14 protein-coding genes are annotated in these 14,374 nt (G+C 62.7%); 9 read left to right on the forward strand and 5 right to left on the reverse strand.

The window, feature by feature from the left end:
• Entirely contained in the window at positions 1-1,218 is a 1,218-nt protein-coding gene (locus NKJ04_RS00190) for a urate hydroxylase PuuD (RefSeq protein ID WP_352672729.1), read from the reverse strand.
• A 162-nt stretch (positions 1,219-1,380) separates the two neighbouring features.
• Here NKJ04_RS00190 and NKJ04_RS00195 point away from each other — a divergent pair, with 162 nt between their 5' ends.
• From NKJ04_RS00195 to NKJ04_RS00205, 3 genes are all read left to right on the forward strand, one after another.
• Positions 1,381-2,301, forward strand: coding sequence for a LysR family transcriptional regulator (locus NKJ04_RS00195; protein WP_128302775.1), 921 nt, complete (start codon positions 1,381-1,383; stop codon positions 2,299-2,301).
• Between the two features lie 103 nt (positions 2,302-2,404).
• Positions 2,405-3,418 carry an LLM class flavin-dependent oxidoreductase gene (locus NKJ04_RS00200; protein WP_352672731.1) on the forward strand — a complete coding sequence of 338 codons (1,014 nt, stop codon included), beginning with the start codon at positions 2,405-2,407 and terminating at the stop codon, positions 3,416-3,418.
• Complete coding sequence (locus tag NKJ04_RS00205) at positions 3,415-4,686, forward strand: LLM class flavin-dependent oxidoreductase (protein ID WP_352672732.1); 1,272 nt, start codon at positions 3,415-3,417, stop codon at positions 4,684-4,686. The genes NKJ04_RS00200 and NKJ04_RS00205 overlap by 4 nt, the downstream gene beginning before the upstream one ends.
• Here the strand turns inward: NKJ04_RS00205 and xdhC are convergent.
• The 4 genes from xdhC to uraH form a co-directional block, all read right to left on the reverse strand.
• Positions 4,683-5,621 carry a xanthine dehydrogenase accessory protein XdhC gene (gene xdhC / locus NKJ04_RS00210; protein ID WP_352672734.1) on the reverse strand — a complete coding sequence of 313 codons (939 nt, stop codon included), beginning with the start codon at positions 5,619-5,621 and terminating at the stop codon, positions 4,683-4,685. The genes NKJ04_RS00205 and xdhC overlap by 4 nt on opposite strands.
• A 61-nt stretch (positions 5,622-5,682) precedes the next feature.
• The gene (gene xdhB / locus NKJ04_RS00215) at positions 5,683-8,034 is read right to left on the reverse strand and encodes a xanthine dehydrogenase molybdopterin binding subunit (protein WP_352673204.1); all 2,352 of its coding nucleotides are present in this window, start codon (positions 8,032-8,034) and stop codon (positions 5,683-5,685) included.
• Positions 8,034-9,515 (reverse strand): xanthine dehydrogenase small subunit, encoded by a 1,482-nt coding sequence (xdhA, locus tag NKJ04_RS00220; protein ID WP_023813629.1) that lies wholly within the window; start codon positions 9,513-9,515, stop codon positions 8,034-8,036. The genes xdhB and xdhA overlap by 1 nt, the downstream gene beginning before the upstream one ends.
• 3 nt (positions 9,516-9,518) lie before the next feature.
• Entirely contained in the window at positions 9,519-9,893 is a 375-nt protein-coding gene (uraH, locus tag NKJ04_RS00225) for a hydroxyisourate hydrolase (protein ID WP_023813630.1), read from the reverse strand.
• A 203-nt stretch (positions 9,894-10,096) separates the two neighbouring features.
• Between uraH and puuE the strand changes: the two genes are divergently transcribed.
• From puuE to NKJ04_RS00255, 6 genes are all read left to right on the forward strand, one after another.
• Positions 10,097-11,515, forward strand: a complete 1,419-nt coding sequence (gene puuE / locus NKJ04_RS00230) for an allantoinase PuuE (RefSeq protein WP_023813631.1) — start codon at positions 10,097-10,099, stop codon at positions 11,513-11,515.
• Between the two features lie 10 nt (positions 11,516-11,525).
• Positions 11,526-12,389 (forward strand): bifunctional allantoicase/(S)-ureidoglycine aminohydrolase, encoded by an 864-nt coding sequence (locus tag NKJ04_RS00235; protein ID WP_128302771.1) that lies wholly within the window; start codon positions 11,526-11,528, stop codon positions 12,387-12,389.
• Entirely contained in the window at positions 12,386-12,877 is a 492-nt protein-coding gene (locus NKJ04_RS00240) for an ureidoglycolate lyase (RefSeq protein ID WP_128302770.1), read from the forward strand. Before NKJ04_RS00235 ends, NKJ04_RS00240 begins: the two co-directional genes overlap by 4 nt.
• Positions 12,878-12,944: 67 nt before the next feature.
• A complete protein-coding gene (locus NKJ04_RS00245; protein WP_128302769.1) occupies positions 12,945-13,538 on the forward strand; it encodes a nucleoside deaminase in 594 nt (197 codons plus the stop codon).
• Positions 13,539-13,598: 60 nt separating this feature from the next.
• Positions 13,599-13,904, forward strand: coding sequence for a type II toxin-antitoxin system MqsR family toxin (locus NKJ04_RS00250; protein WP_352672738.1), 306 nt, complete (start codon positions 13,599-13,601; stop codon positions 13,902-13,904).
• Entirely contained in the window at positions 13,901-14,320 is a 420-nt protein-coding gene (locus tag NKJ04_RS00255) for a type II toxin-antitoxin system MqsA family antitoxin (protein WP_050592750.1), read from the forward strand. The genes NKJ04_RS00250 and NKJ04_RS00255 overlap by 4 nt, the downstream gene beginning before the upstream one ends.
• The last annotated feature ends 54 nt before the right edge of the window (positions 14,321-14,374 follow it).

Below are 14,374 nucleotides of genomic sequence, written 5' to 3' on the forward strand. Positions count from 1 at the left end.
CTATTTCCCTGCGCCTTCGAACCAGGCCACCAGCAGCGCCCGTTCCTTGTCGGTGATCTGTGAGACGTTGGCGGGCGGCATGGCGTGGCTGCGACCGGCCTGCAGATAGATCTCGCGGGCGTGGTTGGCGATATCCGCATCGGTGTCGAGCATCACGCCCTTCGGTGCATGATAGATGCCCTCATAGACCGGCTCCGCCGCATGGCACATCGAGCAGCGGCCGAGCACGGTGTCGCGCACGGCCGGGAAATGCGCTGAAGCGACATAGATTTGCGCCGACGCGGATTCCTTGGGTTCGCCGGTCAGCACTTTCGGCGCAGTCGACAGCCAGATGATGACGATGAACAGGACGAGTGCCGCCATCCAGGTCCAGGTCGGATTGCCTTTGCGGGCATGGATCGAGTTGAAATAGTGCCGGATCAGCACGCCGATGATGAACACCAGCGAGGTGATGACCCAGTTGAACTCAGTGCCGAACGCCAGGGGATAATGGTTCGACAGCATCAGAAACAGCACCGGCAGCGTCAAATAGTTGTTGTGCAGCGAGCGCTGCTTGGCGATCTTGCCGTATTTCGGATCGGGCTTGCGGCCAGCGATGAGGTCGGCGACAACGATCTTCTGGTTGGGGATGATAACCATGAAGACGTTGGCCGACATGATCGTGGCGGTGATGGCGCCCAGATGCAGGAAGGCGGCGCGGCCGGTGAAGAGATGCGTCAGCCCCCAGGCGATGAACACCAGCACACAGTAGAGCACCAGCATCAGGCCGGTGTCGCTTTTGCCGAGCGGCGAGCGGCACAGCAGATCATAGACCACCCAGCCGACGCCGATCGTTGCCAACGACAGCAGGATGCCGACCGGGACGGACATTGGGAGCACGTTGGGATCGATCAGGAACAGATCGGCCCCGGCATAATAGACGACGCACAGCATGGCGAAGCCGGACAGCCAGGTGGCGTAGGATTCCCATTTGAACCAGGTCAGATGCTCGGGCATTTCGGCCGGCGCCACCAGATATTTCTGGATGTGGTAAAAGCCGCCGCCATGCACCTGCCATTCCTCGCCGAAGGCGCCGACGGGCATGCCGGGACGCTGGCGCAGGCCGAGGTCGAGCGCGACGAAGTAGAAGGACGAGCCGATCCAGGCGATGCCGGTGATGACGTGCAGCCAGCGCACGGCAAAACTTAGCCAGTCCCAGAAAATCGCGAAATCCATCATTGAAATCGTCCCTGCCGATTGGGCGACTTTACGGGTTGGAGCGCAAACGGAAAGAGGCGAGGCGCACGATGACTTTCAAAAAAAAATGGAAAATACTAGGGTAGTCACACGCAGCAGGATGGGAGCCGCCCGAAGGCGGCCTCAGGAAAGCCACGAAACCGCATGGCCTATCTGGACAACATTGCCGTCTTCGTTCGCGTGGTCGAACTCGGCAATCTGTCGGCGGCCGGTCGCGACATGCGGATTTCGCCGGCGGTCGCCTCCAACCGCATCAAGGAGTTGGAGAAGCACCTGGGCGTGCGTCTGTTCAACCGCACGACGCGGCAATTGATGCCGACCGAGCATGGCACGGTTTTTTACGGGGGCGCCAAGCAGGTCTTGGAGGCGATCACCGAGGCGGAAGCCGCGGTCTCGGCGCTTTCCGGCCAGCCGCGCGGCACCATCCGCGTTACGGCACCCTTGGGCCTCGGCCGCCGGCTGGTCGCCTCGGGCATTCCCGATTTTCACGACAAATACCCAGACATCGAGGTGAGGCTGAGGCTTTCGGACCACAATGTCGACATCATGAAGGAAGGCATCGATGTCGCCTTCCGGCTCGGCATCATCGAAGATTCCAGCCTCAGGATGCGCGGCATCATGGAATGCGAGCGCGTGCTGGTGGCGGCGCCGAAATATCTCGAGGCCCGCGGCGAACCGTTGGAGCCGCAGGAGCTGATCGGCAAGAAGCACGACTGCCTGATGCTGCGTTATTCCGGCGCGCGCGAATATGTGTGGACGCTGCAGACCCCCACAGGCCCGCAGAAATTCGAGGTGCACGGGCCCTACGACACCGACGATGGCGACGTGCTGACCGGCTGGGCGCTTTCGGGGCGCGGCATCATCAACAAGCCGCGCTTCGAGGTCGAGCCATTCATCCGCGACCGGCGGCTGAAGGTGATCCTGAGCAGCACGCCACCGACACCGGTGCAGTTCGCCGCCGTCTATCCGCACAAGAAGCTGCAGGATCCAAAAGTACGGCTGCTGCTCGACTTCATGGCCGAGCGGTGCCAGCGACTGATCAACGATCTGCTAGCTGGGAAATAATGCTGGCCGGCACGTGACCGGCGCTTGGCCCAGCGCCAGCGGTTGCCATCCCTGGATGTGGCGAACATAGTTCGGGTGGTATTTCGTCTCGCAGGGACCATCGATGGACAACGGCGCCACAATGCATCTTGCCGTTTCGCTGTTTCCGGGAACCATCGATCCATCACCGGGGCGGGAATTCAGCCGCCTGGCCGGTTTAGTGCAAAAGGCCGAAGCGGCGGGCCTGGACATGGTGCTGCTTGCCGATTCAGCGCCGGCTTCCGGCGGCGGTGCCGCGAACAGTCCGATGCCCTTCGAAGCGACCACTTTGCTGGCCGCATTGGCAACTGTCACAAGCAGGATCGGCCTGGTTGCCGCTGCCTCGACAATTGCCCACCAACCCTACAATCTGGCGCGCCGTTTCGCTTCGCTCGACATCATCAGCCATGGCCGCAGTGGCTGGAACGCGACCATGGCGCAGGCGCCACGGGAAACAGCCAATTTCAGCCGGCCCGAAGGATTTTCGCCTGACGATTTCCGCCGTCGCAGTGAGGAATATATCGGCATCGTGCAAGGTCTGTGGCAGGGCTGGGATGCGGACGCGCTGCTGTTCGACCAGAGCGGCGGCCGCTTCCACGACCCCGAAAAAATGCACCTGCTCGAGCACAAGGGCGCGTTCTTTTCCGTGCGCGGACCGCTGAACGTCGCCCGGTCGCCGCAGGATACGCCAGTGCTCGTCTTGTCGGGCCTGCAGGAATCCGACTTCGATATTGCCGCTCGCACCGCCGATATCATCCTGCTGGACGGCGGACCGGTGGAGGGCACGACAGAACGCTATGACGATATCCGGCGCCGTGTCACGGCGTGCGGACGCGATCCGGACGCTGTGAAAGTGCTGACGAACGTCGCGCCTACCGCCGATAGTAAGCCGGCTGCCCTCGCCGAGAGGCTGGAAAAGGAATTCCGGGCGAGAGGCTGCGACGGGTTCAACATCCTGATGCCGGCACAGCTTTCAGCGCTCGACGATTTCGTCGATCTGGTTTTGCCGGAACTGAGGCAGCGCGGCCTGTTTCGAGAGAACTATCGCGGCACGACGTTGCGCTCGCATCTCGGGCTTGCCGGCGGAGGTGACCGATGACCGCTCGCCAGATGAAACTCGGCGCCTTCCTGTGGGCGACAGGCCACCACATCGCCGCCTGGCGCCATGCCAAGGCGCACGTCACCGCCGGCACTGACATCGACCACTACATCGCGCTGGCGCGCACGGCAGAGGCGGCGAAGTTCGACATGATCTTCTGCGAGGACGCCGCCGGCCTGCGCGAGGCCAATATCGGCATCGCCAGCCAGACGTCGCGCTCGATCGGCTTCGAGCCGATCAGTCTGCTTTCGGCGCTTGCCGTCCAGACCAGCCGCATCGGCCTCGTCTCGACAGCCTCGACGAGCTACAACGAGCCCTATGGGCTCGCACGAACCTTCCTGTCGCTCGATCATCTGAGTGGCGGCAGGGCCGGCTGGAACCTGGTCACCTCGGCCAGCCCCATCGAGGCCGCCAATTTCGGCTCGACCGGCCTCAAGCCCCATGCCGATCGCTATGAGCGCGCGCGTGAATTCGCCGAAGTCGTCACCGGGCTCTGGAACGGCAAGCTCGGCGCCTCCGGTCACGACGGCCAGAGCTTTTCGGTTCGCGACCCGCTCGATCTGCCACGCTCGCCGCAGGGCGCCCCGGTCATGGTTCAGGCCGGCGCCTCGGATGTCGGCCGCGACCTTGCCGCCCGCACCGCCGATGTGGTGTTCACCGCGGCGCAGACCTTCGAGGAAGCGAAGGCCTTTTACGACGATCTCAAGGGACGTCTGGCGGCCTATGGGCGCGAGCCTGACGACATCAAGATCATGCCCGGCGTCGCGCCGGTGGTGGCGGAGACCGAAGCGGAGGCCCTTGAAAAATATGAGGAATTGCAGGCGCTGATCCCCGACGATGTCGGCGTTGCGCTGCTGTCCAGCTATCTCAGCATCTCCGATCTGTGGCGCTACCCGATCGACGGGCCGCTGCCGGATCTGCCGGAGAGCGAGGGGATGAAAAGCCGGCAGGCGCTGGTCATCGAGCAATCGCGCCGCGACGGCCTCTCCATCCGCCAGCTTGCCCGGCATTTCGCCGGCGCGCGTGGCCATTGGCGCATCGTCGGCACTGCGGCCCAAGTCGCCGACGAACTGCAGGCTCGGTTCGAGGGTGGCGCGGCCGACGGTTTTAACGTCATGCCGTCATATTTCCCAGGCGAACTGGATGCCTTTGCCACGCTCGTCGTGCCGGAACTGCAGCGACGCGGCCTGTTCCGCAAGGAGTACGAGGGCCGCACATTGCGCGACCAACTGGGTTTGAAACAGCCGGTTAACTGCGGCGCAGCTTAGCCCGCCATCACCCTGCCATGCGGAATTTGGTGGTCGGCACTTAAGGCTGCGCTGTGACTGACCAGCGCCGTCATGATCTCGGCCGCGGCCAGCGCCGCAATAACCTGTGGGCGCTTGTCCTTGACGGTGTCGCCGCCGATTGGCGAGACGAGGCGGGCAAACTCGGCTGGCCTGCCGTCCGCCGATTTCAGGAACCAGGTCCTGAACGTCGCTTTCTTGGTCTTCGAGCCGATCATGCCGACATAGGCGGCATCGCCGCGTTTCAGCGCCTCGGCGACGATCAGGAAATCCAGCGCATGATCGTGGGTCAGGATGGCGAAGGCGGCGCCAGCGGGAGCGTTTCGCACCATCGCTTCCGGCATAGCTGTCAGCCTGGTCTCGACGGATTCCGGCATGCCTTCCAGTGCTTCGGCCCGCGTCTCGATGACGATGCCGTGCACGGGAAGAAGTGCGATCGTCGACGCCAGCGCCTGGCCGACATGGCCGCCGCCGAAGATGTAGACACGCGGCAGGTGCGCCTCCTCGGCTTCCGCAGCCGCAACCAGATCGGCGGCAAGGGCTGCATCGACGAGCCGGATCAGCACTTCGACGCGCCCGCCGCAGCATTGGCCGATTTCCGGGCCTAGCGGCACATCGAGGGTCGCGCGGCTTTCCCTGCCCCTTGAGGGGAGGGTGGCGGCGAAGCCGCCGGGTAAGATCGGATCGGCGCGGGTTCTCTCCCCCCTTGAGGGGGAGAAAAGCATCTGCCGGGCTTTGTCGATCGCCATGTATTCGAGTTGACCGCCGCCGATGGTGCCAAAGATCGCCGCCTGCGAGACGAGCATGAAGGCGCCCTTCTCGCGTGGCGTCGAGCCTTTTGTTCCGGTCACTTCGACCAGGGCAACCTGGCCGGCGCTGGTGAGAAAGGCTTTCAGGCTTTGCACTTTCGAGTTCATGGTTCACATTCCCGAATGGGAAATATAGGTTTTTCGGCCCAGATTGCACATTCTGCCAGATTCAGGCGCCGGCCTTCGTCTCTTTCTTCAGCCTCTCGATCGCCATCAGCACCCGCTCCGGCGTTGCAGGAGCATCGAGGCGCGGACAGATCTTGTGGTCGGCGACGCTGGCCACTGCATCCGACAGGGCGTGCAGCACCGACATGCCGAGCGGGAACGGCGGCTCGCCGACTGCCTTGGAGCGGTGGATGGTCGGCTCGCTCGCTTCCGGCCAGTCGGCCAAGGTGACGTTGAATATCTTCGGCCGGTCGGAGGCGAGCGGGATCTTGTAGGTCGATGGCGCGTGCGTGCGCAGCCGGCCCTTGGCGTCCCACCACAGTTCTTCCGTCGTCAGCCAGCCCATGCCTTGGATGAAGCCGCCCTCGATCTGGCCGATGTCGATGGCGCTATTCAGAGATCGGCCGCAGTCATGCAGAATATCGGTGCGCTCGACCATGTATTCGCCGGTCAGCGTGTCGACCGAGACCTCCGAGCACGACGCGCCATAGGCGAAATAATAGAAGGGGCGGCCCTCGCCCTTGTCGCGGTTCCAGTGGATTTTCGGCGTCTTGTAGAAACCCGCCGCCGACAGCTGGATGCGAGCCATATAGGCCTGCTTGATGAGGTCGGCGAAGGCGATTTCCTGGTTGCCGATGCGCACCCGGTTGGGCAGGAACAGCACCTGATCGCGCGGCACCTGATATTTTTCAGCGGCGAAATCGATCAGCCGGTCCTTGATCTGGCGAGCGCCATTTTGCGCCGCCATGCCGTTGAGATCGGAGCCGGACGACGCTGCCGTGGCCGAAGTGTTCGGCACCTTGCCGGTCGTGGTCGCGGTGATCTTGACCTGGTCGAGGTCGATCTGGAACTCTTCCGCCACCACTTGCGCAACCTTGACGTAGAGGCCCTGCCCCATCTCGGTGCCGCCATGGTTCAGATGCACCGAACCGTCGGTATAGACATGCACCAGCGCGCCGGCCTGGTTATAATGCGTGGCGGTGAACGAGATGCCGAACTTGACCGGCGTCAGCGCCAGGCCGCGCTTGATGAAACGGCTGTTGGCGTTGAAGGCCGATATCTCACGCCGGCGCCGCGCATAGCTGGCGCTTTGCTCGAGCTCGGCGACGATGCGCTGGATGATGCTATCCTCGACCGTCTGGTGGTAGGGCGTGATGTTGCGGTCTGACGTACCATAAAAATTCTTCTTGCGGATTTCGAGTGGATCCTTGCCGACGGCGAAGGCCACCTCGTCGATGACGCGCTCGGCGCCGACCATGCCTTGCGGGCCGCCGAAACCACGAAAGGCGGTGTTCGACACGGTGTTGGTGTAGAGCGGCGCCGATTGCGCATGCACCGCCGGCCAGAAATAGGTGTTGTCGCAGTGGAACAGTGCGCGATCGGTCACCGGGCCGGAAAGGTCCGACGAAAAACCGCAGCGCGCCGCGAACATGAAATCGACGCCGAGGATGTTGCCCTCGTCATCGAAGCCGACTTCGTAGTCGACGAGGAAATCGTGACGCTTGCCGGTGGCGATCATGTCGTCGTCGCGGTCGGGCCGGATCTTCACGGCGCGATGGTGTTTCTTCGCGGCGATCGCCGCCAATGCGGCAAACTGGTTGCCTTGCGTCTCCTTGCCGCCGAAGCCGCCGCCCATCCGGCGGATCTCCACCGTGATGGCATTGCTCGGCACGCCGAGTGCATGGCTCACCATGTGCTGGACTTCGCTCGGATGCTGGGTCGAGGAATAGATGGTGACGTCCTGATCCTCGCCCGGAATGGCCATGGCGATATGGCCTTCGAGATAGAAGTGTTCCTGGCCGCCGATGCGCATTTTTCCCTTTAGCCGGCGCGGCGCCTGACGGATCGCTGTAGCGGCATCGCCGCGCTTCAGCGTCAGTGGCGGCGTGACGACCTTGTCCTTCTTCGGATCGAGCGCGCCAATGTCGGTGACGAAGGGCAATTCCTTGTATTCGACCTTGGCCAATCTGGTGGCGCGACGCGCCTGCTCGCGCGTCTGCGCAATGACGCAAAAGATTGGCTGGCCATAGAATTGCACCTTGCCGTCGGCCAGCACCGGCTCGTCGTGGCGGCCTGTCGGCGAAATGTCGTTCTCGCCCGGCACATCCTTGGCCGTCAGCACGTCGACAACACCGGGCGCTGTACGCACCGCCGAGAGATCCATGCTGGTAATCGTGGCATGCGTGGCGGCAGAAAGCCCGAGGCAGCCATGCAGCGTGCCGGCCGGTTCCGGCATGTCGTCGATATAGACGGCCGTGCCGCTGACATGCTTGTGGGCGGAGTCATGGCGTTGATCGGTGGCAACGCCGCCGGCGATCTTTTCAGCCTTCAGATTGGGGGGAGCGTGCTTGTTCATCATGCCGCCTCGTGCCTCGAAACCTGGATCGGCTCCCTGGTACCGCTGGTCTCGGCGAAGAAGCGCAGCAAGAGATTGCGCGCCGCGAGCGCACGATACTCGGCCGAGGCCCGCATGTCGGTGAGCGGGGTGAAATCCCTGGCATATTCGACCATCGCCGCGTCAACCGTGGTCTCCGTCCATGGCTTGCCGAGCAGCGCTTTTTCGACAGAAGACGCCCGCTTCGGCGTCGCCGCCATGCCGCCATAGGCAATGCGCACCTCCGCGACCGTGCCATCGCTGGCCAGCGTCAGGAAGAAGGCGCCGAGGGCCGCGGTAATGTCCTCATCGCGGCGCTTGGTGATTTTGTGGACGGCGAATTTCGTGCCCTTGACCGGAACCGGAACGTGCACGGCCTCGACGAATTCGCCCGGCTGCCGGTCCTGTTTGCCATAGGCAATGAAGAAGGTTTCCAGTGGAATCGAGCGCCGCTTCTTGCCCTTGCGCAGGGTGAGACTTGCGCCAAGAGCGATCAAGGGCGGCGGCGTGTCGCCGATCGGCGAGCCGTTGGCGATATTGCCGCCGATGGTCCCCATGTTGCGCACCTGTTCGCCGCCGATGCGATCGAACAACGGCCCCAGCGCCGGGATACGCTTCGCCAATATCGCGAAGGCATCAGTGTAGGTGACGCCCGCGCCGATCGAAATGATGCCGTTGTCTTCCGAGATGGTGCAAAGTCCGTCGAGATTGCCGATGAAAATGGCCGGCGAAATATCGCGCATGTGCTTGGTCACCCAGAGGCCGACATCGGTCGAGCCGGCAACGATGGTGGCGCCGGGTTCCTTGTCCAGCACGGCGGCGAAATCATCGACATCGGCCGGCACGACCAGCCGCGTCTTGGCCGAACCGATCTCAATCCGGGCGCCGTCATGCATGGCCTCGAGCCTCGCGGTGATCGCCTTGCGCTCCGTGGCCAGCGGATCCTTTACCGCCTTGCCGTAGCTGGAGATGGCATGCGCAGCGCGCATGATCGCCTCGTAGCCGGTGCAGCGGCAGAGATTGCCTTGCAAGGCCTTTTCGATATCCGCGTTCGAGGGATTCGACGACTTCATCCACAGGCCATAGAGCGACATGACGAAGCCCGGTGTGCAGAAGCCGCATTGCGAGCCGTGGAAATCGACCATCGCCTGCTGCACCGGATGCAGTTGGCCTGATACGCCGCGCAGATGCTCGACGGTCACGACATGGGTGGCGTCCAACGAGCCGAGGAAACGGATGCAGGCATTGACGCTTTCATAGACCAGCCCGCCGGCCGAGAGCTTGCCGACCAACACGGTGCAGGCGCCGCAATCGCCCTCGGCGCAGCCTTCCTTGGTGCCGCGCAGCGACCGGTCGAGCCGCAGCCAGTCGAGCAGGGTCGCGTCGGGTGCCACCGACGAAAGCGCGACGTCCCTGCCGTTGAGGATGAAGCGGATTTCATTGCGGATGCTAATTTTGGCCATGCCTCAGCTCCCCCTGTAGGTCGAATAGCCATAGGGCGAGACGAGCAGCGGCACATGGTAGTGCAGCGGTTCGGCCATGCCGAAGCGGATCGGTATCACATCGAGAAAGGCGGGGTTCGGCAGGCTCGACCCCTGCTGGCGCAAATAGTCGCCTGCGGCGAAGACCAGTTCGTATTCTCCGGGGCGGAACTCCGCGCCGGCGAGCAGCGGCTTGTCACAACGGCCGTCGGCATTGGTGACAACGGTCTTCAAATGTGTCCGCGCCTTGCCCTCGAGGTGATAAAGCGCGATCGACAATCCCGCCGCCGGCTTGCCTGTCGCCGTGTCGAGGACATGGGTCGTCAGACGCCCGCCATCGGCATTCGACGTTTCTGCCATTGGCCGCCTCCCATTTCCGGTACGAGCGAATTGGCCCGGTACGATCAAGTATCAACAGTGAATTGTGCGCCAATTAAAGGCGATGCATAAGTCCCGGTCGAGCGGAGTGCGACAAAAACACTTTCAAAAATTTTCGGGGGAATGCGAGAAGCACCCTTTCGATATTCTGATCATACTTCGGGCCATGCCCGGCGGGAGGGACGATGCGTTACAGCAGAGACATGCGCGGCTACGGAGTCAATCCGCCGGACCCGAAATGGCCTGGCGGCGCGCATGTCGCCGTGCAGTTCGTCGTCAACTACGAGGAAGGCGGCGAGAACTGCGTGCTGCATGGCGACAAGGCGTCCGAAGCCTTCCTGTCGGAAATCGTCGGCGCGGCACCCTGGGTGGGCCAGCGCCACTGGAACATGGAATCCATCTACGAATACGGTGCCCGCGCCGGTTTCTGGCGGTTGCTGCGGCTGTTCAGCGAGGCCGAGGTGCCGATCACCTGCTATGGCGTCGCCACCGCGCTCGCCCGTTCGCCGGATCAAGTCACGGCCATGCAGGAAGCCGGCTGGGAGATCGCCTCGCACGGGTTGAGATGGATCGACTACCGCGACCACAGCGCCGAGGATGAGCGCCGCGACCTCGAGGCGGCGATCAAGCTGCACTACGAAGTGACCGGCGCGCGCCCGACCGGCTGGTATACGGGTCGCACATCGATCAACACAGTGCGGATTGTGGCGGAAGAAGGCGGTTTCGACTATGTGTCGGACACCTATGACGACGAGCTGCCCTACTGGTTCGAGCATGATGGCGGCGCGCAGCTCATCATTCCCTATACGCTCGACGCCAACGACATGCGGTTCGCAACGCCGCAGGGCTTCAACTCCGGCGACCAGTTCTTTGCCTATTTGAAGGACAGCTTCGACACGCTCTATGCCGAGGGCAAGGCAGGCCGGCCACGCATGATGAACATCGGCCTGCACTGCCGCCTCGTCGGGCGGCCGGGCCGGGTGGCGGCGCTGAAGCGCTTCGTCGACTATGTGAAGTCGCACGACAGGGTCTGGCTGGCGCGGCGCATCGACATCGCCCGCCACTGGCAAGAGGTCAATCCTTATCAACCGGCGGCACTCCGCCCCTCGAAGATGGAATTCGAGACCTTCGTCCACACTTTCGGCGGCGTGTTCGAGCATTCGCCCTGGATCGCCGAACGCGCCTACGAACTGGAACTGGGCCCGGCGCATGACACTTCAGGCGGCCTGCACAATGCGCTTTGCCGTGTCTTCCGGTCCGCCAGCGAAACCGAGCGGCTTTCCGTGCTCAACGCTCATCCCGACCTTGCCGGCAAACTTGCCAAGGCCAAACGGCTGACGGCGGAATCGACCAGGGAACAGGCTTCGGCCGGCCTCGACGCGCTGACCGACAAGGAGCGCGAACTGTTTTCCAAGCTCAACGCCGCCTACGTCACCACTTTCGGTTTCCCCTTCATCATCGCGGTGAAGGGCAAGACGAGGCAAGAGATTCTGGCGGAATTCGAGGCGCGCATCGGCAACAGCCGCGGCGTCGAATTCGAAACCGCCTGCAAACAGGTCGAGCGCATCGCGCTGCTCCGCCTCAAAGACATGCTTCCGCAATAGGTTTGAACCCATGGATACGATCAGGATGCCCGAGCGAACCTATTACGCACCACATGGCGGCCACCCCGGCCAGAGCGAGCTTCTGACCGGCCGCGCCGTCTTCACCGAGGCCTATGCCGTCATTCCCCGGGGTGTGATGCAGGACATCGTGACCAGTGCGTTGCCGTTCTGGGACAAGACCCGCGCCTGGATCTTGTCGCGACCGCTATCCGGTTTTGCCGAGACGTTCTCGCAATACATTGTCGAGGTCGCGCCGAGCGGCGGCAGCGAGCGGCCGGAACCCGATGCCGGCGCCGAGGGCGCCCTGTTCGTGGTCGAGGGCGAGTTGACGGTTCTGCTTGCCGGCAAGAAGCATGTCTTGCGGCCCGGCGGCTTTGCCTTCCTGCCGCCGGCCAGCGGCTGGACGGTTCGCAACGAAAGCAAGGCCGACGTGCGCTTCCACTGGATTCGCAAGGCTTACGAGGTGGTTGACGGTCTCGATGTGCCGGAAGCCTTCTTCACCAACGAGCAGGAGATCGCGCCAACCCCTATGCCCGGCACCGAAGGCCGCTGGGCGACGACGCGGTTCGTCGATCCGGCCGATTTGCGCCACGACATGCACATGACCATTGTCACGCTGGAACCCGGCGCGGTCATTCCCTTCGCCGAGACCCATGTCATGGAGCATGGGCTCTATGTGCTGGAGGGCAAAGCGGTCTATCGCCTCAACCAGGACTGGGTCGAGGTCGAAGCCGGCGACTATATGTGGCTGCGCGCCTTCTGTCCGCAGGCCTGCTACGCGGGCGGCCCGGGAAAATTCCGCTATCTGCTCTACAAGGACGTGAACCGGCACGCCAAGCTCGGCGGCGCCGGTGTCCCCGGGCGGACGCCGTGACGCGGATCATTGCGCGGCCACTGACCCGCGAGAGCTTTGCTCCGTTCGGCGACGTCATCGATATGGGCGGCGACAACCACTACCCGATCAATGGCGGCCGCGCGGAACGCTATCACGATCTGGCGACCGCCGAGGCGATCGGACCGAATGCCCGCGTGCTGATCTCGATGGTGCGCGGCACGCCTTACGAACTGCCGCTGAAGCTGAGCATGGTCGAGCGCCACCCCTTCGGCAGCCAGGCCTTCATCCCGCTGTCGCCGCGCCCATTCCTGGTCGTCGTCTGCCATGATGGCGATGAGGGGCCGGGCGAGCCGCATGCCTTCACCACCGCACCCGGACAAGGTATCAACTATTCCCGCAATCTCTGGCATGGCGTGCTGACGCCGCTCGGCGAGCCTCAGGACTTCCTGATCGTCGACCGGGGCGGCGACGGCTCCAATCTCGAAGAATTCCATTTCTCGCATGCTTACGAGATCCATCTCCCTTAATTTTTTGTGCATGTCGTTACCCCAAAACCGGGGCACTTTTGGGCGACATGCAGCAGGAGAGCCTGAAATGACCGACATTTCTTTGATCGACCGCCTGCTCGACGTGATCGAACACGACATCGTGCCGAAGACGGCCGACGGTGTTGTCCATGGCAACAAGCTGTTCGGCGCGGCGATCCTGCGCAAGGACGACCGTTCGCTGGTGCTGGCCGAGACCAACAACGAGAGGGAAAACCCGCTCTGGCATGGCGAGGTGCACTGCCTGAAACGTTTCTACGAAATGCCGAAGGCGGAGCGCGTCGATACAAGAGACGCCATTTTCCTCGCCACGCATGAGCCCTGCTCGCTCTGCCTGTCGGCGATCACCTGGACTGGCTTCGACAATTTCTACTATCTGTTCAGCCACGAGGATTCGCGCGACAGTTTTGCCATCCCGCACGATCTGAAGATCCTGAAAGAGGTCTTCACCCTCGACCCCGGCGGCTACAATGCCGAGAATGCCTACTGGAAGAGCTTTTCTATCCGCAGGCTGGTGCGAGCGTTGCCCGAGGTAGAGCGGCAACGGCTGGAAATACGCATCGGCGCGATTTCGGCGCGCTACGATGATCTGTCCGGCGTCTATCAGGCGAACAAGGACGATAACGACATCCCGCTGAATTAGGGCTCTCGGCCTACCGGGGGGCACTCTTGAATTGCCACCTTTATGGTGGCATATTGCGTCATGGAGAAACGAAGGCCCACCTACGATCTTGATGCCATCAAGACGACGTTCGGGTCTGTCGATACGCTGGCGATCACGACGTCCGCTCTGCGGGATGCCACAGGCCTTGGCTTCAACCGTGCCGGCGTCGTCGAGGTAATCGGCGGCATGACGAGGAAAATGTTCGTGAAATCCATGACGACCTTTGCGGATCACCGGGTCTGGCAGGATGCCTATCACGTGCCCGTGCGCGACCTGATCCTCTACGTGAAATTCCAAGCGGATGTCGTGACCGAGTTCACGGTCATGTCGTTCAAGGAGAAATGACCATGGCGACAAGAGAAGAAAATCGGACCATGATTTCCCCCGAAACCGGGGAAACGCTCACGCGTGACGTGCGTCCATTCACAGTGGCGTACAAGGGCGAGAGCATAATTGTCGACCTTCCGGGTTACTATCCAGCATCCGGTGACGAGGGTGTGCATATCGGAGGCGACATGGCTGCCGTCGATGCCGCACTACGCGCCCTCAAGGAGAGGATCGATGGCGTGCCGGCCCCGGCAACCATCCGCCGCATGCGCACAAAGCTCAATCTGTCGCAGCGCGAGGCAGGATCCCTGTTCAAGGTCGGCGAGAATGCTTTCGACAAGTATGAAAGGGGCCTGATCGAGCCGAGTGGCCCGACCATTCAATTGATGACGCTGCTGGAAAAACATCCCGAACTGCTGGATGAATTGCGGTAGCGGCACAGGTCGCATTTTTCGCTGCTCCAGTCGCGAATGGTGATTGAAAGTCGT

Source organism: Mesorhizobium sp. M0618 (genome assembly GCF_040320765.1).
In the GTDB taxonomy this organism is placed as follows: domain Bacteria; phylum Pseudomonadota; class Alphaproteobacteria; order Rhizobiales; family Rhizobiaceae; genus Mesorhizobium.